The following is a 19,147-nucleotide window of genomic DNA, read 5'->3' as shown; positions in this document are numbered from 1 at the left end:
CCGCTCCGGGCGAGTGCTGCTGGTGCCTGCCGCGTGGGATGTGCGGAGCCCGCATCGCGAGGGCTGCGGCATGACCGCCCAGCGCGTCGACGTGAGCCATCTCGACGTCGCCCTGGCCGAGGAGCTCACGGCTGCTCGCGTCGCAAGCTACGACGCCCGGCACGGCATACCGGCCCCCGCCGTCGAGCCCCCACGACGACGGCCGCTGCGGGTGGCCGACAAGCGGCCGAAGCCCGCGCCGAGAACGCCCGCTGAGCCCCGCACACGGACCGAGGCACCCAGGGCCACCCCCGCGGCGTCCTCGTCCGCCAGCGGCCCGGCACGACCCCAGCGCGGTGGCCGTCGGCTCTACACCGGCACGACGCCAACCGTCTTCGCCCTCCAGCCCGCTGGCCTGAGGTGTCGCCTGTGCGGCGTCGAGGTCGACGACCCGCCTGAGGGCTGGAGCGCATGGCGGCCGACATGACCGAGGCTCTCGACGAGCGGACCCGGCAGCGGCTCGGCGGCGGCCCGTCGGTCGTGTCGGGGCGGATCACCGCTGCCCTCATCGCGCTCGTCGTCGTGGGCGGCGACCTGCCGCGGACGATGACGCCCGACGACGTCCGGGATCTCGTCGAGGCGATGACCACCGCGGGGGCCGCCATGCCGTGGCAGGCGCTCGTCGTGCCCACCCTCCGGATCGTCACGACCGGGCCGGCCCGGTCGTGGGGTCACGTCGACGAGGAGACCCGCCAGGCCGCCCGTGAGGGCTATGGACGACTCCTCGCCAAGCGGGTGCGCGCGCAGCGGCTCGCCGAGGCCGGACCCGTCGCGCTGACCCCGCCCGAGCGACCGCGAGCCGTGAGCGGCCTCGTCGAGGCGATCGACGGCGGGTGCGGCATGTGCGGCGTCGCCTCGGTCTCGTGGAGCGCTGCCGAGGTCGAGGCCGCCGGAGGCGAGCGGTCTGCCCGGATGTCGGCCTGGGAGCTGCGGACGGTCGAGGGCTCGTCGATCGGCCGGCGTTGGCCGAAGCTGCTGTCGATCTGGCTCTGCTCGGCGTGCGCGGACGCGACCGGGTGGACCGGCTCACTCGGCCCCAGCGCGGTCGAGCGGGCCTGGAGCAAGGCGACCGGCGAGGAGGTGACCCTGGAGACGCCCACCCCCACGACGTGGGCCGCGCTCGTCCTCCGGGCACGCCGAGCCGAGCGCGAGGAGCCCGAGCCGAACGCCGCGTCGTGGCAGCACTACACGCGGCCCGAGCCGGTCGTCGAGGTCGGCACCGGGCCCGTAGAAGCACGCTGATGGATACCCCCACCCGTATATGCGAGAGGAACGACGATGCCTAACTCGTTGAGCCGGAGCACGAAGCAGCGCTGCTTGGCGACCTTGTCCGACGGCTCGGCCCAGTGCCCGAACTACGCGATCGTCGGCGCGACGGTCTGCACGGCGCACACGTCCCCGGGCGGTGTCCGGACGGCTGCCCGCCGACGGCTCGCGAGCCTCGTGCCGGAGGCCGTGGAGCGCCTCGGACACGAGATGAGGACGGCCGAGAAGCCGAGCGACCGCATCCGTGCCGCGACGGCGATCGTGAAGTACGGCGCCGGCCCGAGCGAGGTGTCGCTGGATGAGGCGAAGGCTCTCCTCATCGAGCGCGTTCGTGCCCTCGTCGTGCCGCCGCGGGAGCTGCCGTCAGCGGGCGAGGTCGACGACATCCTCTGACCGCCTCGCGCGGTGGGCTCGGACGCGGCACCGACCTGAGCAGTAGCGTGCGTCCGTGCGCCTCGGGGCGAACGCCTCTCCGCACGCCGCGCAGAGCCGCTCGGCGCCACGGGCTCGGGCACGGCGGTCCCGGGCGGCTCTCGCCCGCCTCGCCCGTCGCACTGCGTACGGCGTCGGCGGGTAGGGCAGGACGGGCCAGGCGAGCGATGGGCGGAGTCCTCGCTCCAGCAGGTAGACGTAACGGTGCTTGCCGAGGCAGCGGACCTCGACCCAGCCGCGCCGCGCTGCCTCGGCACGTCGGTCGGGCCACGGTCCGTCGAGCCCTTGGGTGGTCCGCAGGGTTCCGTCGGGTGCGCGGAAGGTGAGGTCGCCCGCCGAGACGAGGCCCGTATACAGCGCGTTCGTCGCTTGGTAGATCGTCCCGACGTGCCCGGCGCAGAGGTCGGCGTACGTGACGACCGCGGCCCAGCCGCCTGTGCGCAGGTCACGGTGCGCCGCAGCGAGGAACTGTGAGGCGGTGAACCGGGGCGCCTCGGGGGAGATGGCGAGGCGGTGATGATGTAGCACCCGCCGCGCGTGGGTCGGCCCGAGCACTCCCGCCTGCATGGCCCGCGTGCCGCCGTCGTAGATCGAGACGCCGACGAGGACCCCGTCGACCTCCCACCCGTAGCGCACCATGCCCGCGGACGCGGTGCCCGTGTAGTGCCGCTCGCGGACGAACGCCACGGCGTCCGAGGGTGCGACGGGGACCAGCACGACCGACGACTGTAACGGATAACGTGTCCGCTTCTCCCCGTCGGACCGGTCGCCGAGACGCCGCCGTCTCCCGGATCTCTCCCCTTGGTTCGGACTCCGAACTAATAGCGGACCGGCCGACGATCTCCCCCGCCGCGGAAGCCGACCGTCGGTCACAGACCCAGTCTCAGAAACGGTCTCGGAAACCCACGCCCACCGGATCGGGCGAGGACGGCTCAGATACCCCCAGAGCGCACGGCCACGCGACAGGAGTGCACGACATCGGACGAGACAGCACGGCCGCTCTCCTCTTTGAATCAGGACTAGCGACGTAGGTTCGATTCCTACCCGGGGAGCCAGCGGGCGCGCGTCGGCGGGGACGGCTGGCCGTCGGGGTGGGAATCGGGAGCGGAGTGGTGTCCTACCCGGGGAACGCCACGGTCGGCCCCGCGACTTGAGGGATAGGTGGAGTCATCGTCACGAAGACGGTGTCGCCGAGCGCGTGGATTGTGGCGGGCCCAGAATGTCCCCGTGCGAAGCATCCTGGCTGCCGCCGTCCGGGCGGTTGTCGTGATCGCCCTGGCCGTCGCGGCATACCGGTTGTTCGAGCGTGTGGTCTTCGGCGGGGACCCCGCGGCGGACGCCGACATCGGCGGCGGTCTGGTACCGGTCGGCGTGGCCGTCATCGTGACCCTGGCGTGGTCCTTCGTCGACGGGAAGCGGTCCGGGGCTCGTCGCGCAGGCACGGTCTGGGGCTGGACCTGCGGGTTCGCGGCCGTCGCGGCGGTGGTCCGGTCGCTCGCCATCGACGCGTCGGACATCGGCGGACTCGTCGCCTTCGTCGTGCTGGTGGCGCTCCTGCTCGCTGTTCCTGCGGCGATCGGGACGTATGCCGGTGCCGCCCAGCGCCCCAGCACCTGACGGGGCCTCGGCCCTCTGGTGGGAGTCGGCCGACCCGAGGGAAGGCTCGCCGGGTGATCTGCCGAGCGGCGGGTGGGCTGCTCCCGCATACCGCTCCCACGGGAGCCCACGGGTTGGCGGCGACGAGGTGATGCCGGTTCCGACCGGCCGTGCCCGTCCGTGGTGGAGAGAGTCCTCGAACGCGGGGAGTTCCCCCGGGGCGTCGTGGGGCGGGCTCGCGACGAACCGATGGAGCGAGCCCGGCCGAGACTCAGGCCGGCGCGAGGGTGACGCCGACGACGATCTCGCTCGCGAGACGTTCGAGGTCGGCCTGGACCGCCTGGATGTCAGCCGACGGCGGGACGAGCACGACGGCCTCGGCCTCGAAGAGCATGCCACCGGCCATCGGGGCTTCGCGCGTCCACGTCTGCAGATCGGTGACCGTCAGGCCGTGCTCAGCCAGCACGCCGGAGATGGCCCGCACGATGCCCGGATGGTCGTTCCCGAGGATCTCGAGCCGCACCCGCCGTGACTCGGCGGGGTCGTGGGCCGCATCGTCGTCCCCCGCGTGGACGGACACCTCGAGAAGACCCTCGAGCGGGGCGAGCGCCTCGCGAAGGGCGGGAGCGCGCTCGGGCGGCACCGTGACGACGACGATGCCCGCGAACTTGCCGGCCAGCTCCGCGAGCTGGCCGCGCTCCCAGTTTCCGCCGTTCTCGGAGACGACGTCGGCCAACGCCTTCACGAGGCCGGCGCGGTCGTCTCCGATGACGGTGAGGACGAACGTCGTCACACGGTGATCGTAGCGAACCCGATGTCCCCGCCGAGCGCCCGGAGCGGGGAGCCATGGCAAGCGACCTCGGGCCTCCGCGCCGACCGATCGGATCGGCCGGTGAGGGGCCGACCCGCCCACTCGACGAGGGACGTCCGGCCGTCGGTATGCCACGTGCCCGGTCCGAGTGGGCCGACCCACTCGGGCCGACGGGGAAGTCTGCCCCGCTCCGGCGAGGGCTCGGCTCAGGACGCCGGACGGATGTTCTGGTTCACGTGGAAGACGTTGTCGGGGTCGTAGCGTCGCTTGATCTCCTGCAAGCGGGCGAAGTTCGGCCCGTAGGCGGCGGCGACCCTCTCCTCGCCCTCGTCCATGATGAAGTTGAGGTATGCCGTGCCCGTCGTCGTCGGGTGCAGCTCCTCCGAGTAGGCCTTGGCCCAGCTCGTGATGGCCTCGGCGCCCGCCGGGTCGGGGTCGACGCCGACGATGACGGCCGCCCAGCCACCGTCCCGGTGCGCGAACGCCGTGGCGGTCGAGGGCACGCGCGCCGCGGCGCCGTCGATCGGGTACATGTGCATCGTCGAGTACGGCGTGGGCAGCAGCGCGCCGTACTTCTCGTGGATCGCGATCGCCTCGTCGCTGAGGTCGGTGACGTAGTCCGCTCGCCAATACCATTGCATACCAGTGGGATAGAGCCCATCGAAGGCGGACTGGAGCATCGTGAAGGGCATCTCGTGGAGCCCGACGAGCAGCGGCGAGCCGAACTCCCGGACCGGCGCGGTGACCTCCTCGGCCCGGTCCAACGCTCCGCTGTAGCACCAGACGATCCCACAGGCCTTCCGCCCCCACAGGGCCTCGGGGAAGGGCGGGGCCGGCGGGATGGTGAGCAGACCGATCCAGCCCGACAGCTCCTCCGGCAGGCTCGGCTGGGTCGAGCGGTACCACCGCATCACCTCGGCGGCGTCCCCGATGTCGTAGAGGACCGGGCCGCCGTAGATCGTTCCGCCGTCACCGATCTCGTGGGTGCGGAACACGAAGGAGGTGACCACGCCGAAGTTGCCGCCGCCGCCGCGCAGCGCCCAGAACAGGTCGGGGTGGTGGTCGGCGTCGGCCCGCACGAGCCGTCCGTCGGCGAGGACGACGTCGGCCGACACGAGACTGTCGACGGTCATGCCGTACCGGCGCCCGAGGTACCCGCTCACCCCGCCCCCGAGGGTCAGCCCACCGACGCCGGTCGTCGAGAAGAAGCCGGTCGGTGTGGCGCGCCCGAACGGCACCGTCGCGTTGTCGACGTCCCGCCAGAGGGCCCCGCCGTCGACGCGGACGGTGTCGCTCTCCGGGTCGACGGTGACGCTGCGCATGTCGCCGAGGTCGCAGACGAGGGCGCCGTCCCACACGCCGAGGCCGCCCGCGTTGTGACCACCGCCGCGCACGGCGAGGTCGAGCCCGGCGTCGGCGGCGGCGCGGACGCAGGCCACGACGTCGGCGCTGTTGCGGCACCGCGCGATAGCGGCAGGCTGGCGGTCGATCATCCCGTTGTAGACGCGGCGGGCGGTGTCCCACTCGCCGTCGCCGGGCCGGAGGAGCGTTCCGTAGAGCGCGGCGGCGAGGCCGTCGAGGTGGGTGTCGGCCGTCGTCTCGGTGGGTTGGGTCGTGATGCTCATGGGTCTCTCCTGCTGGTATGCGACGTGCCGGCTTCTCCCCGCTGCGGTCGTCCTCGGCGGGCCGGCCTGGCCACGGTAGGGAGGGCAGCGTTCGGTGAGCGTTCGAACGGCGTTCCGCGGGGACACAGGGTGCACAGGCCCCGATCGGGTGGCAGACCGCCAGGGGTGGTGCGGGACGGGGCGCGGCGGCGTGGTGCTCAGGCCCCGATTGGGTGGCAGACCGCCAAGGGGGTGGTGCTCAGGCCCCGATTGGGTGGCAGACCGCCAGGGGTGGTGCGGGACGGGGCGCGGCGGCGTGGTGCACAGGCCCCGATCGGGTGGCAGACCGCCAGGAGTGGTGGTGCACAGGCCCCGATTGGGTGGCAGACCGCCAGGAGTGGTGGTGCACAGGCCCCGATTGGGTGGCAGCCCGCCAGGAGTGGTGGTGCTCAGGCCCCGATTGGGTGCGAGATCGCCAGGGCGGAAGGGGACGGGGCGCGGCGGTGTGGTGCACAGGCCCCGATTGGGTGGCAGACCGCCAGGGGTGGTGGTGCTCAGGCCCCGATTGGGTGGCAGACCGCCAGGCGTGGTGGTGCACAGGCCCCGATTGGGTGCGAGATCGCCAGGGTGGGCCGGGAGGGGTGGGGTCAGGGGGCGGCGGTCGAGCGGGCCTCGGCGAGGTCGCCTTCACAGCGCTCGACGAGGGCCCGGCTGCCGTGGGCGGACGCGAGCCGGATGCCCTCGGACAGGAGACGCTGCCCCGTCGTCGGGTCGCTCAGTGCGGCCCGGTCGCGGAGGACCTCGGGCAGCCACCACACGTCGCCGGTCGACGCGGCTCGGGTCCGGGCCGCGTCGAGGGTCCCTCGCGCCGCGTCGGCGTCGCCCGCCCCCACCTGGGTCCTCGCGAGGACGTCGAGCCACAAGGGCATCCGGGTCAGCGACCGCTGGGCGACGAGGGCGTCGATCCCGGAGCGGATCTCGTCCGCTCCGGCCGGCCCTCCGTGCAGCCAGCCACCGAGGACGGTGGCCCACTCCGAGTAGTAGGCGAAGCGGTACCGGTTGCACAGCTCGGACAGCTCTTCGTGGACCTCTCGGAGCCGGTCGTCCGCCGAGTCCATCCAGGCGGTCACCGCGGCGTAGGACAGCGCGACGGCCAGCGTGTACGGGTGACCGATCTCGCGGGCCGTCGTCACGGCCTGGGTGGCCGTCTCCCACGCGACGTCCGATCGCCCGGACAGCCAGAGGGCGTGCGCCCACCAGGCCCGGGCGTGGACGGCGGTCCGGGTGCCGATGGGCAGCGAGTCGGTCTCCCCGGCGAGCTCGCACGCCGACGCGAACTCATGGTCCGCCTCGTCGACGCGTCCCAGGCTGAGCAGGGACCCGGCGACCGCCATGTGTCCCTGCGCGGCGAGACCCGGCGCCGCCGCCGCGCCGGCGAAGCTGGCGCGGCCGAGGCGGAGCGACTCCTCGATGCGCCCCTGGACGAAGGTCGTCGAGAACTGGGCGATGAGACCGGTCACGTGGTCGTCCGGCTGCCCGAGCCGGGCTCCGAGGTCCGCGACCCGACGTCCCGTCCGCTCCATCCCAGGCGCGGTGTAGCCGCGATAGGCCCCGAGCGGGGGGATCTTGGCGAGCAGCAGCTCGAGCTCCTGCTCGTCCCGGCCCCGGTGCGGGGGCAGCGTCTCCAACGCGTGGAGGGCCCGATCCCACAGGCGCACGGCCTCGCCGTGGGCGAAGACGACCGAGGCCTGTCGGGCCGCCCGAGCGAAGAAGGGGACGGCGCGGTCGGGTGCGCCACCCGCGGCGTACTGCTCGGCGATCTGCGCCGCGGCGGAGAAGTCCTCGGGGCTGTGGAGCAGCTGGAGGGCCTGGGCGAGCCGTCGGTGGAGGAGCCATCGCTGCGGCGGGCTGGTATCGGCATACACCGCGCTGCGGAGCAGCTCGTGGGAGAACCGGTAGCGGAACCCCTCCTGGGTGAGGACGTGCAGCCGCCACAGGAGGTCGACGGCGCGCACGACCTCGTCCTCGGGCAGGTCGGCGGCCTCGGTGACGAGATCGAGGGTGAAGTCCCGTCCGACCGCGGCGGCGAGGCGCGCGATGTCGCGGGCCGGGCCCGGCAGCCGCGAGAGACGGAGCTCGACGACCTGGGCGAAGTCGGTCGGGTCGAGCGGGTGAGGCGTCGACATGGACTCGCGCAGGCCCTCGACGACATAGAAGGGGCTTCCGGACGTCACGGAGTGCAGGAGCTCGATCTCGGCGTCCTCGACGGCTCGGCCCAGGACGCAGGTGGCGAGCTCGTGCGTCGCCTCCCGGCTCAGCGTGTCGAGTCGCAGGACCTCGAGCTGCCCGGCCGCGCGCATCGCCCGGAGGGGTTCGGCGAGGGGCCCGGCGAGCAGCTCGTCACGGCGAGCCGTCGCGACGACGAGGAGGGGGATGTCGACGGGGAAGGAGAGGAGGAAGGACAGCCAGGCCGGCGTCGCGCGGTCGCACCACTGGAGGTCGTCGACGGTGAGCAGGAGCGGCCGGCCCACCTCGGCGACGGCCCGCGCCAGCCCCTCGAAGAATCGGTGGCGCTGCCAGGCGTCGACCTTCGCCCGGGCGCTGGACGAGGGGTCGGGGTCGGCGGACCCCACCGGTGCGACCCGCTCGGCCTCCGCACGCCACACGGGGTCGAGCCGGCGGACCGACTGTCGCAGCTGCGGGGTGCGCAGCCACTCCGCGACGGGTGCCAGGGGCAGGCTGCCGCTCGCCGCGTAGCACCGTGCCGACGCGACGACGCCCTCGTGGCGGCGCACCTCGCCCGCGAGCTCGGCGACGAGCCGCGACTTGCCCACGCCGGGGTCTCCGGTGACGAGGACGAACCGCGACCGATGCCGGGCGTCCGCCCACGCCGCGCGGAGGGTGGCCAGCTCGCGATGCCGGCCGACGAGGGGGACGGACGCCGGACGCGCGAGTGCCGTCCTCGTCCCGTCGTCGCCGGCGTTCGGCCCACGGCCGGTGTCGGCGAGTGCCGCGTCGAGCGCGTCGTGCAGCTCCGGCCCCGGCGCGACGCCCAGCTCCTGCTCGAGGGCCGAGGCCGCCTCGTGGAACGTCGTCACCGCTCCCGCCCGGTCGCCGATGGCACACTGGAGCGCCATGAGAGCGACGTACCCCGGCTCCTCGAGGGGCGCGAGCCGCACCCGCGCCCGGGCATAGGGCAGCCCACGCTCCGGATCGCCATGGTCGAGCCAGTATGCCCCGACCCGCGCGAAGAGATCGAGGCAGTCCCGGCGCAGGCGCTCGCGCTCCTCGAGGACCCACTCGTCGTGCACCGTGGGAAGGAAGGGCCCTTGGTATGCGACGAGCGCCGCTCTCCCGCACGCCTCCACCTGCGCGGTGTCGCCTCGGGCGATGCCGGCCAGGGCGCCGTCGCGCGCCGCGCGGAACGTCGTCACGTCGACGAGGCACCGATCGGTCGGCACCCAGGCGAGGAGCGCGCCGTCCACGACGAGCCCGCAGTCCTCACCGAGGGCGGCCCGGACGAGGTGCACCTCGCGCCGCAGGTTCGTGCGCGCCTGGGCGTCCGTCGAGTCGGGCCACAGCAGACCGGCGAGGTGGGAGCGGTGCTGAGCGACACCCGCCCGGGCGGCGAGGAGGGCGATGAGAGCGAGCGCCCGCGCCGAGAGCGCGACGGGTCCGGCGTCCTGGCGGCGCACATCGGTGGCCCCGAGGAGGGTGATGCGGGCCGGTGCCGCTGGTGTGGCGGCGTCACGCGGCCGCATACCGCCAATCTAGTCCGGACGGGGGGACGCGGTCCTGGCTTCGAACGGTTCCCGTCGAGGGTCCGGTGCGGCGACGCCAACCGCGTGGGTGGCATCCACGCGGCAGGCTCGGCATACCCGCCGGGTGACCCTGCGCACGCGTCGAACGGCTCGGCATCCGGGATGGCCCATGACGGCGTGGTGGAAATTAGGATAGGCTAAGCATCATCTGCTGAAATGGGAGTCGCCATCGGTGGATCACTGCGAGGGCGCTGCGGAGGGGCGGAGCCGAACCGATGTCGACCTGAGGGTCGCGAGCCATTGATCGGCCGGAACGGGTATGCGTCGCGGAGCGATCGGCGGGCGGCACCACCGGCACCACCGGCACCACCAGCAGCGCCAATCCGAGCACCGATCACGAAGGAGACCACCGACATGGGCGAGCTTCATCCCTCAGGAGTGCCGAGCCGGCACCGACCGAGCCGACGGGCGCGGAGCGCGGCAGCGGGCCTGGCGCTCGTCGCCGGCGCGGCCGTCGTCGCGACGGCCCCGGCGCAGGCCGCCTCCTCGGCACCGGCGGCCAAGGCCGTCTGCAAGCCGACGACGCCGACGGCGACCGTCAAGCTCGCGAAGAAGACCGCCCCGATGGGGGGCACGATCAAGGTGACCGGGACCGGCTGGTGTCACCCGACCAACGGCGGGTCGACGGTCGCGATCAAGATCGACGAGGGCGCCTACAGCCGGCTCGACTCCTCGGTCAACCCGAACCGGACGGTGTGGGCGATCATCCAGGCCAACCCGAAGAACGGCAAGCTCAACGCCGTCATCAAGCTCCCGAGCGGCAAGACGTCGGGTGCGAACGGGTCGACGCCCGCCTTCCCCGCCGGGAAGCACACGTTCCGCCTCCTCTCCGGCTCGCTCAAGGCCGGCGACACGATCCGCACGGTCCAGTCGCCCGTCTTCACCGTCAAGCCGGCCAAGTAGGCCACGTCGGCGGAACGCACCGCCTCCACGCCGTAGGGCAGCGTGGAGGCGGTGCGGAGCGGCGTCGCCTCCCGCTCGCGGTCACCCTGTCCAGATCCGGGCAGGGTGACGGCCCTTCCTCGACCTGTATGCCTCCTCCAGCACCCGCTCGTGCCGTGGGGGCCGCCGGGGACGCGCCCGCCGGTGCCGGCCCAGCCGGGCCGGCGGTCCGATTCGTCGGAGCTGCCCCAACTGCACCGGCCGGCCGCGTGACGAGGGGCACTCGGCCGGCCGGTGGACGGCCCTTGTCGCCCGGCACGCGAGACGCCTACCATCATGCGATGGAGGTTAGCCTTACCTTCATCCGATGAATGAATCCCGCGGAGTCAGCTGCGCCTCACGGCGTCCAGCCGCAGTCCATCCATCGATCTGTCCCACCACTGCGACGAGGAGTACCAGGTGAGTCCTGTCCTTGAGCAGCCCACGACGCGACGTCGTCGCCGTCGGGCGCTGCCCCGATCCCGAGCGTTGGTCCGTGCCGGCGCCCTCCTGACCGCCACCGCGCTCGGCGCCGTCGGCATGGTCCTTCCGGCCGAGGCCTCGACGGGCACCGCCAACGACGGCGCGACCGCGACCGGCCCGGACACGGTCGTCGTCGGCCAGTCCATCCATCTCGAGGGCGAGGGGTGGGTCGCGCCTGCCGCCGCCGGTGGCGGCGGCTCCGTCATCGGCGTCAAGCTCGACGACAGCAACCTCACGACGCAGCCGCCGCCGACCAACCCGGTGAACAACCAGCCGGTCACCATCGTGTGGGGGCTCGTGAAGGCCGACTCCGACGGGAGCTGGACGGCCGACCTGCCCTTCCCGACGACCGCGAACGCCGACCCGGCGAGCGGCTTCGACGCGAGCAGTTGGGTCGCCGGCACGAGTCACAACGTCCGCCTGCTCACGGGATCGCTGCTGCCCGGCGACCAGCCGCGGACCGTGTCGCTGCCGTTCCAGGTCGTCCAGGCCGCGGCGAACGCGACCGTCGCGGCGACGGCTTCGAACGGCGGGCGAGGCGCCGACCCGGCGCAGGTGAACCTGTCGGTGTCCGGCCAGGGCTTCACGCCGGCCGCGTCGACGACGGTGACCGTCGACGCCACGGCGGCCACCTGGTCGACCGCTCCGACCGTCGCCGCCGACGGCACCTTCTCCGGCGGACGGATCGTGTATGCGCCGGGTGCGCTGCGCGCCGGCTCGCACACGGTCTCGGTCTCCGACGGCACGCACACGGCGGACACGACCGTGTCGACGACGCCGGCGCTGTCCTGGTCCGGTCTCACGGCCGGGTCCGACGGCGTGCTCACCCTCGCGAACCTGCCGACGGGAGCGACCCTGCCCGCCCTCTCGCTCGGCGACGTGCAGTTCGACCTCTCCTCCGCGACGACCGCCGACGACGGCGGCAAGGCCACGGTCGGCTACTCGATCCCGAGCGACGCCGCGCTCGGCACCCAGACGCTGACGATCACCCAGGCCAACCCGTCGGCGACGTACACGGCGTCGGTGAAGATCTCCCCGAGCAGCGCGACCTTCGGCGAGGACGACTACACCGTCGTCACGTCGCCCGACGCGCTCCAGCAGGGGCTGTACCAGTCCGCATACGGCGCGAAGACCGACTCGGTGTTCGCCACCTCGGCCAACGTGACGACGACCTCGACGATCTACAAGCTGGACCCCGACACCCTCGCGGTCCGTGACTCGGTCGTCCCGGCATACGTGAGCGGCGACTCCGGGCCGCTCTACGCGGCATACGGCGTGGGGGTCGACGACGTCCACGGCTACGTGTGGGTGACGCAGACGCGGCAGAACTCCGTCGCGGTCTACCGGCAGGACGACCTGTCCCTCGTCAAGCAGTTCCCGGCGAGCACGGTGAGCCACTCGCGCGACGTCATCTACGACCCGGCGACCGACCGCGTCTTCGTCAGCTCCGCGAGCGAGGGCTCCTCCGGCGACGGCTACGTCAGCGTCTTCGACGGCTCGTCGCTCGAGAAGATCACCGACGTCCAGACCGGCCCGCGGACCGGGTTCTCGCCGATGAGCCTCACCCTCGACCCGAAGACCGACACGGTCTACACGGTGAGCTCGACGAGCTCGAAGCTCGGCCGGATCGACGCCAAGACGCTCGGGTTCAGCACCGTCGACCTCGCCGGTCTCCCCGCGGGCGCCCGCGCCTCCGGTGTCGCCGTCGACCCGGTCGGCAAGCGGGTCTACGTCGCGAGCCAGAACGTCGACGGCCTCCTCGTCGCGAACCTCACCTCGGGCGCGACGATCGCCACGGTCCCGACGGGCGCGGGGGCGCTCAACGTCGCCTTCGACCCGGTGAACAAGCTCGTCTACGTGGCCAACTTCGGCGGCACGACGATCTCGGTCGCCAGCGCCACGGGCACGCTCCTCGCGAACCTGCCCTTCGCCCGGCCCAACCACGTCGCCGCGAACGGCAAGGGCGCGGTGTATGCCGTGAACAAGGACACGCCGAACACCGTCATCAGGATCACCCCCGTCGGCGTGAACGGCACGACGCCGCAGATCTCCGGCACGCCGGCGGTCGGTCGCAAGCTGACGGCGGTGCCGGGCACGTGGACGCCGGGCACGAAGCTGAGCTACCAGTGGCAGCGCAACGGCACGGCGATCAAGGGTGCGACGAAGAAGGTCTACCCGGTCGTCGCGGCGGACAAGGGCAAGCAGCTCACCGTCACCGTGACGGGAACGCTGAAGGGCCATCCGTCGGTGAGCCTCACCTCCGACGCCGTGACGGTCGGCACCGGGAAGCTCGCGTCGTCGAAGCCGACCATCGCCGGCACCCCGAAGGTCGGCAAGACCCTGACGGCGGTCCCGGGCTCGTGGACGGCCGGCACGGCGTTCAGCTACACCTGGTACGCCAACGGCAAGCTCCTCAACGGCCAGACCGCCAAGACCCTCCGCCTGCCCGCGAGCCTGGCCGGCAAGAAGGTCGCCGTGAAGGTCACCGGCGTGCTGAAGGGCTACACGACGGTGACGCGGACGTCCGCGGTCGTCGTCGTCAAGAGGTGACGCCCGGCCCCGGGCCAACCTGATAGACCCGGGTGGCGGTCGCGACTCCGGTCGCGGCCGCCACCCGGCGTATGCGAGGTGTCCCGCCCCGTCGGCCCTGCTCCTCGCCGGTCGAGGTATCGCGACACCGCCGGAGCGTCACCCGATACCTCCACCCAACGGGAAGCCCCCCGAGTCGAGGTACCTGGACTGATCAGAGGCGCCCCCGGTCGAGGTATCTCGACACCACCAGAGCGTCACCCGATACCTCCACCCAACGGGAAGCCCCCGAGTCGAGGTATCTCGACACCGCCGGAGCGTCACCCGATACCTCCACCCGACGGAGGCGCCTGTCGGTCGAGGTATCTGGGCGGGCTTGGGCTGCTGAGGTAGGCCGAGTCCACCGGAACGTCACTGGATACCTCCACCCAACGGGAAGCCCCCGAATCGAGGTATGCCGACCCCGCCGGAGCGTCACCAGATACCTCAACCGACGGAGGCGCCCGCCGGTTGAGGTATCTGGGCGGGCTTGCCGCTGAGGTAGGCCGACTCCACTGGAACGTCACTGGATACCTCCACCCGACGGAGGCGCCCGCCGGTTGAGGTATTCCGCCCCACGGCAACGTCACTGCATACCTCGACTCGTCGGAGGCGCCCGCCGGTCGAGGTATGCCGACCCCGCCGGAGCGTCACTGGATACCTCCATCCGTGGGGCACCTGCCGGCGGAGGTATTCAGACACCACGCGAACGTCACTGCATACCTCGACTGATGGGAGGTGCCCGCTGGTCGAGATATGCCGACACGGGCGGAGCGTCGCTGGATACCTCCACCCGACGGAGGCGCCCGCCGGTCGAGGTATCCCGACCCGTTGGAACGCCACCATCCACCTCCGCCCGTCGACGCGCCAGGGCGCTGCGCCGCCGACGGATCTCCGCCCGGATCCTGCGACGACGGCTACCGTGTCACCGGACACGACGAGGCGGCTGGAACCGGAGGAGCGATGACGACGGCTACGAGGGGATCACCTCGAGCCCAGCGAGCGCTGGCATTCCTGCGCCGCAGGATCGTCTCGGGGGAGTGGCCGGTCAACACGCGGATCCCTACCGAGCCCGAGCTCGTCGAGCTCATCGGCGTCGGCAGGGGGACGGTGCGAGAGGCCGTGCGGACCCTCGCCAACCTCGGCATGCTTGAGACGCTCGTGAGCCGCGGCACATACGTCCGCTCGCGATTCCCCGTCAGCTCGGTGCTCGTCGACTTCATCGCCGAGTTCGACCTTGGCGAGATCGTCGGCTTCCGCCGCGCGCTCGAGGTCGAGGCCGCCCAACAGGCTGCGACCCATCGCAGCGACGCGGACCTCGCAGCCCTCCGCGCAGCGCTCGGCGCCGACGTGCCCGCCGATGTCGACTACCCGCGGCATGTCGAACGCGGCCGGCTGCCGGGCCAGTTCCACCACCTGTTGTTCGAGGCCACCGGCAACCGTCTCATGATCAGTCTCTACGGCGGTGTCATGGCCGGGCTGCGCACGGCGATCGACCGCGACGAGATCATCTACGGCGCCTCCGCCGAGGTCCGGCGCACCGACCACACCGCGATCCTCGCGGCCGTCGAGGCCGGCGACCCGGTGCAGGCCGCGCACGCCATGACGGCTCACGCGGATCGCGACCTCATCCTCCCGGCCAACCGGGCTGTCACAGCCGAGGCTCAGGTCGAGTAGCGCCTCGAGCCTCGGTTCCCGCCGAGCTACCCATCGAACCGTACGTGGGGTGGTCACCAAACTTGCGGTTCGGGATGACGCCGGTTGGGCTGGTGCACAGGTCCCGATTGGGTGGCAGAGCGCCAGCTGTGGAGTGGGCGGCTGGCTGGACAGGGTGGTGCAGGGACCCCGATTGGGTGCCAGACCGCCAGGGTGGGTTGGCCGCGTTCGCGGGGTGGTGGTGCAGGGACCCCGATTGGGTGCCAGACCGCCAGCGGGGTGGGCGGGTGTCTGGCTGGGCGGGGTGGTGCAGAGACCCCGATTGGGTGGCAGCGCGCCAGGTCCGGACGCTGTCCGACGCCGGGGTATCTCAGTGGGCAGTCCGGCCTGGACGCTTCATCAGATTAAGGTTAGCGTTACCTAATCTACGTCGCTACACACTGTCCGAACGTCCCGAAGTCCGCCACCGAGAGACCCACCGCACACCATGGCAACACCACGGCGCCAGCTCCTCGCCGGCCTCCTGTCCGCTGCCGTCCTCACCGTCACCGCCTGCTCCACCGGCGGCTCGTCCGGCGGCGCGACGAGCGGGGCCAACGGGGCGAACGGCGCGAACGGCGCGAACGGCGCGAACGGCGCGAACGGCGCGAACGGCGCGACACGTTCGGTGGAGAACATCGACGGGACGGCCGTGCGGGTCCCCGAGCACCCGACCCGCATCGTCACCCTCTCGGAGCCGACGACCGACGCGGTCCTCGCCCTCGGGCTGCGGCCGATCGGCGTCGTGTCGGGCCGGGGGCAGTCGACGGTGTCGAACTACCTCGCCGACCGGGCCCGCGGCATACCGATCCTCGGGGGGATCGCCCAACCCAACTACGAGGCGATCGGGGCCGCCAAGCCCGACCTCATCCTCGTCGACGGCACGAGCATCAACAACAACGCCGAGGCCATCGAGACGCTGCGGCACATCGCTCCGACGGTCTACACGGGGTATGCCGGCGGCGACTGGTGCGCGAACCTGAAGACCGTCGCAACGGCCGTCGGCGAGCCGGCCAAGGGCACGCAGCTGCTCGCCGACTACGACGAGCGGGTGCGCTCCCTCGCCGAACGGCTCGCCAAGGCCGGGTATGCGACCAAGACGTTCTCCATCGTCCGCTGGCAGGGCAACTCGGCCTCCCTCGTCCTCCTCGAGCTGCCGCCCGGGGAGGCGCTCACGGATCTCGGCCTCAAGCGCCCACCGAGCCAGAACCACCGTGGCAGAGGGCATTCCGAGCCGGTGTCGCTGGAGAATCTCGGCACGATCGACGCCGACTACATGTTCTTCGGCACGCTCGGCGGCTCGTCCGTCGGCAATCCCGACGCGGGAGGCTCGGCCGACACCGCCGCCGCCCGCGCCGCTCTCACCCAGGCCGAGAAGACGCCCGGGTTCGCCCGGCTCACGGCGGCTCGGGAGGGCCACATCATCCCCGTCGACGGATCGGTGTGGACCTCGACGGGCGGCCCGATCCTCATGAACGACATCGTCGACGACGTCCAGAAGGCGCTCCTCGACCGCTAGGTCCGCGCCGCACCACGACTCCCAGGAATTCTCGTATGCCGTCTGTCACCAGCCCAGCACCGTCACCACACCGGCGCGCACGCTCCGCCCTGCATACGGTCGTCGCGGTCGCCGTGGCCCTCTCCGTCGTTGTCGCCGGGGCCGTCGCCGGCGCCGTCGGTGCGGCGTCGCCGGCGCAGGCCGACGGGACGGGGAGGACCTACACCGGGACGTCCGACCCGTCGGTCGAGTTCACCGTGCCGACGACGGTGACGCGGGGGGAGGACATCGTCCTGTCCGGCACAGGGTGGAAGACCGCGGACGGGTCCGCCGGCTCGGTCGTCGCCGTGAAGATCGACGACGGGGCGATCTCGCCGACGTTCTCGGTGACGAACCCCGCGGACGGGACGACGGTCGCCAACCCCCAGGTGTTCGCCGTCGCGGAGGCGAAGGCCGACGGGTCGTGGTCGGTGACGGTCCCCTACCCGACGACGAGCAACTCGACGCTCACCGAGGACTGGGCGGTGGGCGAGGAGCACTCGATCCGGCTGCTCACCGGCTCCCTCAGGCCCGGCGACAAGCCGCGCACCGAGACCGCGTCGTTCACAGTCGCCGCCGCGGGGAGCCCGACGTGTGCCGCCGGACAGGTGACGGTGACCCACACGGCCGGCGGCCAGACGGCGATGGCGTGCGTCGAGCAGGCCGTCACGACGGGTTCCGGACGGACGATCGCGGTCGCCGGTCATGGCTGGCTCACGACCGACGGCTCGTCCGGCTCGACGGTCGTCCTCAAGCTGACGAGCCGCACCGCCCCGACCGCCGACGACTTCCAGTTCGTCCACACCGGCGCGGCGGGCGATGCCATCCTCAAGCATCCCGTCAACGGCACCGACGACCCGACGATCTGGGCGGTCGTCAAGGCCGATGCCGACGGGGACTTCGACACGACGATCCCGGTGCCGCAGGAGAGGAACGTGCCGAGCACCGTCGACGCGGACGCCGGCGCGCTGGCGGCCGGTCACAAGCTCGTCGTCCACCTCCAGTCCGGCCTGCTCGCCGGCGACACGGCGCACACCGTCGACTCGCCCCCGCTCGTCGTCGACGGGACGTCGTATGCCGGGGACCAGACCGGCTCGGCGACGGCCTGCCGTGCGCCGTCGGACACGGCGTCGGCCCACGTCGTCTATCCGACGGGCCAGCAGGAGAATGCGACGACCGGCCCGATCGTCGGCTACGGGGACACCATCGAGCTCGTCGGCACGGGCTGGTGCAACTCCGTCCCGGAGAACGGCGGCTCGACGATCGCCGTGAAGATCGACGAGGGCGCCTACAGCCACCGCGCGGGCGAGCTGGTCAACGCCAACGCCCAGGTGTGGCAGATCATCAAGGTCGACAGCGCCGACGGGTCGTTCGACGTGCGGATCACCCTGCCGACGAAGGGCGAGGCGAAGGGCGGGTCGACGCCCGCCTTCCCCGAGGGGTCGCATACCCTCCGGCTGCTCACCGGCTCCCTCAAGGACGGGGACCCCGTGCGGACCGTCGAGACGGGGCCGTTCACCGTCGGCAGCTACCGGCCGAACGGGCTGCCGGACCTCCTCGAGGCGACCGAGGACCTCACGACCGGCGCCCGGCACGGCGTGACGGCCACCGTCGGGACGACCGCTCTCACGGTGACCATCCCCGGTGCCCGCACGGGCGACTGGGCGTTCCTCACGGCATACCTCCCGGACGGGTCGGTCCGCTACCCCTGGGGCGCCACGTGGCTCCGCACCGACTCGCGCGGCGTCGCGACGGCGACGCTGACCGGGGTGACCCTCCCGAGCGGCACGTGGAAGCTCGCCGTCCAGGGAGCCGACAGCGGCCTGCTCGGCTGGGCGCCCGTCACGGGGCCGACACCGCGCAGCGGCACCGGAGGGCCGGACCGGACCCCCGGGACGAGCCGGTATGCCACGCGCGGCGCGAGCACCACCGGCTCGACTCCCACGGTCACGGCGACACCGGGCGCTCGCGTGGGAGCGATCGTGCCGTCGGGCACCACCACCCCGACGGCCGCGCCGACCTCGACGCCGAAGCCGCCGGTCGCCGACTCCGACGGGCTCACCGCGGCCAATGCCGGCGGGGTGACGGGCAGCCAACAGGGTTCGGTCGTCACCGTGGGGCTGCCGTCGACGGTCAAGCCCGGTGACTGGGTCTTCGTCTACGTCTACTCCACCCCGACGCCGGTCGCCTGGGTCCAGGTGAACGCGCAGCGTCAGGTCAGCGTCGACCTCGGCCTCATGCCGGCCGGGCCGCACAAGGTCGCGGTGCTCGACCGGCAGGGCCAGCTCATCGGGTGGACGTCCGCCACCGTCGGCGCGGCGCAGACCCCCGCGGCGACGACCGCCGGAGCCACCCCCGACGCGTCGGCGACCGG

11 protein-coding genes and 1 pseudogene are annotated in these 19,147 nt (G+C 72.5%); 8 read left to right on the top strand and 4 right to left on the bottom strand.

The window, feature by feature from the left end; translation table 11 throughout:
• Positions 1-462 precede the first annotated feature (462 nt).
• Together BN12_RS15130 and BN12_RS15125 are read left to right on the top strand one after the other, a co-directional pair.
• Positions 463-1,281, top strand: a complete 819-nt coding sequence (locus tag BN12_RS15130) for a hypothetical protein (RefSeq protein WP_157635517.1) — start codon at positions 463-465, stop codon at positions 1,279-1,281.
• Between the two features lie 36 nt (positions 1,282-1,317).
• The gene (locus BN12_RS15125) at positions 1,318-1,698 is read left to right on the top strand and encodes a hypothetical protein (protein ID WP_157635516.1); all 381 of its coding nucleotides are present in this window, start codon (positions 1,318-1,320) and stop codon (positions 1,696-1,698) included.
• On the opposite strand, the gene BN12_RS15120 is transcribed toward BN12_RS15125, so the two are convergent.
• Positions 1,669-2,454, bottom strand: a complete 786-nt coding sequence (locus BN12_RS15120; protein ID WP_048553736.1) for a Mom family adenine methylcarbamoylation protein — start codon at positions 2,452-2,454, stop codon at positions 1,669-1,671. The two genes, BN12_RS15125 and BN12_RS15120, sit on opposite strands and share 30 nt — an antisense overlap.
• 510 nt (positions 2,455-2,964) lie before the next feature.
• Between BN12_RS15120 and BN12_RS15115 the strand changes: the two genes are divergently transcribed.
• Positions 2,965-3,354: a hypothetical protein gene (locus BN12_RS15115; RefSeq protein WP_048553734.1), complete on the top strand. Its 390-nt coding sequence runs from the start codon at positions 2,965-2,967 to the stop codon at positions 3,352-3,354.
• A 250-nt stretch (positions 3,355-3,604) separates the two neighbouring features.
• Here BN12_RS15115 and BN12_RS15110 read toward each other — a convergent pair whose 3' ends face one another.
• The 3 genes from BN12_RS15110 to BN12_RS15100 form a co-directional block, all read right to left on the bottom strand.
• Positions 3,605-4,126: a glycine cleavage system protein R gene (locus BN12_RS15110; RefSeq protein ID WP_048553733.1), complete on the bottom strand. Its 522-nt coding sequence runs from the start codon at positions 4,124-4,126 to the stop codon at positions 3,605-3,607.
• A 224-nt stretch (positions 4,127-4,350) separates the two neighbouring features.
• On the bottom strand, positions 4,351-5,769 hold the full coding sequence (locus BN12_RS15105) for an FAD-binding oxidoreductase (protein ID WP_048553732.1): 1,419 nt from the start codon (positions 5,767-5,769) through the stop codon (positions 4,351-4,353).
• A 626-nt stretch (positions 5,770-6,395) separates the two neighbouring features.
• The gene (locus BN12_RS15100) at positions 6,396-9,509 is read right to left on the bottom strand and encodes an ATP-binding protein (protein ID WP_048553731.1); all 3,114 of its coding nucleotides are present in this window, start codon (positions 9,507-9,509) and stop codon (positions 6,396-6,398) included.
• A 414-nt stretch (positions 9,510-9,923) separates the two neighbouring features.
• Here BN12_RS15100 and BN12_RS15095 point away from each other — a divergent pair, with 414 nt between their 5' ends.
• The 5 genes and pseudogenes from BN12_RS15095 to BN12_RS15075 all read left to right on the top strand — a co-directional run.
• A complete protein-coding gene (locus BN12_RS15095; RefSeq protein WP_157635515.1) occupies positions 9,924-10,472 on the top strand; it encodes a hypothetical protein in 549 nt (182 codons plus the stop codon).
• A 438-nt stretch (positions 10,473-10,910) separates the two neighbouring features.
• Positions 10,911-13,523: a hypothetical protein gene (locus tag BN12_RS15090; protein ID WP_157635514.1), complete on the top strand. Its 2,613-nt coding sequence runs from the start codon at positions 10,911-10,913 to the stop codon at positions 13,521-13,523.
• 981 nt (positions 13,524-14,504) lie between these two features.
• The gene (locus tag BN12_RS15085; protein WP_048553723.1) at positions 14,505-15,218 is read left to right on the top strand and encodes a FadR/GntR family transcriptional regulator; all 714 of its coding nucleotides are present in this window, start codon (positions 14,505-14,507) and stop codon (positions 15,216-15,218) included.
• Positions 15,219-15,684: 466 nt separating this feature from the next.
• Complete coding sequence (locus tag BN12_RS15080; RefSeq protein WP_048553721.1) at positions 15,685-16,755, top strand: iron-siderophore ABC transporter substrate-binding protein; 1,071 nt, start codon at positions 15,685-15,687, stop codon at positions 16,753-16,755.
• Between the two features lie 35 nt (positions 16,756-16,790).
• Positions 16,791-19,147: pseudogene (locus tag BN12_RS15075) on the top strand (hypothetical protein); the annotation flags it as partial.

The sequence above is a fragment of the Nostocoides japonicum T1-X7 genome (assembly GCF_001046855.1).
Taxonomy (GTDB): domain Bacteria; phylum Actinomycetota; class Actinomycetes; order Actinomycetales; family Dermatophilaceae; genus Nostocoides; species Nostocoides japonicum.
Note: the sequence above shows the minus strand (reverse complement) of the source record. Positions and strands in the feature narration are given on the sequence as shown.

Excerpts from the sequence above, each read along its gene's own strand:
- BN12_RS15080 (WP_048553721.1), top strand. The coding sequence starts at position 15,685 with ATGGCAACACCACGGCGCCAGCTCCTCGCCGGCCTCCTGTCCGCTGCC.
- BN12_RS15130 (WP_157635517.1), top strand. The coding sequence starts at position 463 with ATGACCGAGGCTCTCGACGAGCGGACCCGGCAGCGGCTCGGCGGCGGC.
- BN12_RS15095 (WP_157635515.1), top strand. The coding sequence starts at position 9,924 with ATGGGCGAGCTTCATCCCTCAGGAGTGCCGAGCCGGCACCGACCGAGC.
- BN12_RS15085 (WP_048553723.1), top strand. The coding sequence starts at position 14,505 with ATGACGACGGCTACGAGGGGATCACCTCGAGCCCAGCGAGCGCTGGCA.
- BN12_RS15105 (WP_048553732.1), bottom strand. The coding sequence starts at position 5,769 with ATGAGCATCACGACCCAACCCACCGAGACGACGGCCGACACCCACCTC.
- BN12_RS15125 (WP_157635516.1), top strand. The coding sequence starts at position 1,318 with ATGCCTAACTCGTTGAGCCGGAGCACGAAGCAGCGCTGCTTGGCGACC.
- BN12_RS15100 (WP_048553731.1), bottom strand. The coding sequence starts at position 9,509 with ATGCGGCCGCGTGACGCCGCCACACCAGCGGCACCGGCCCGCATCACC.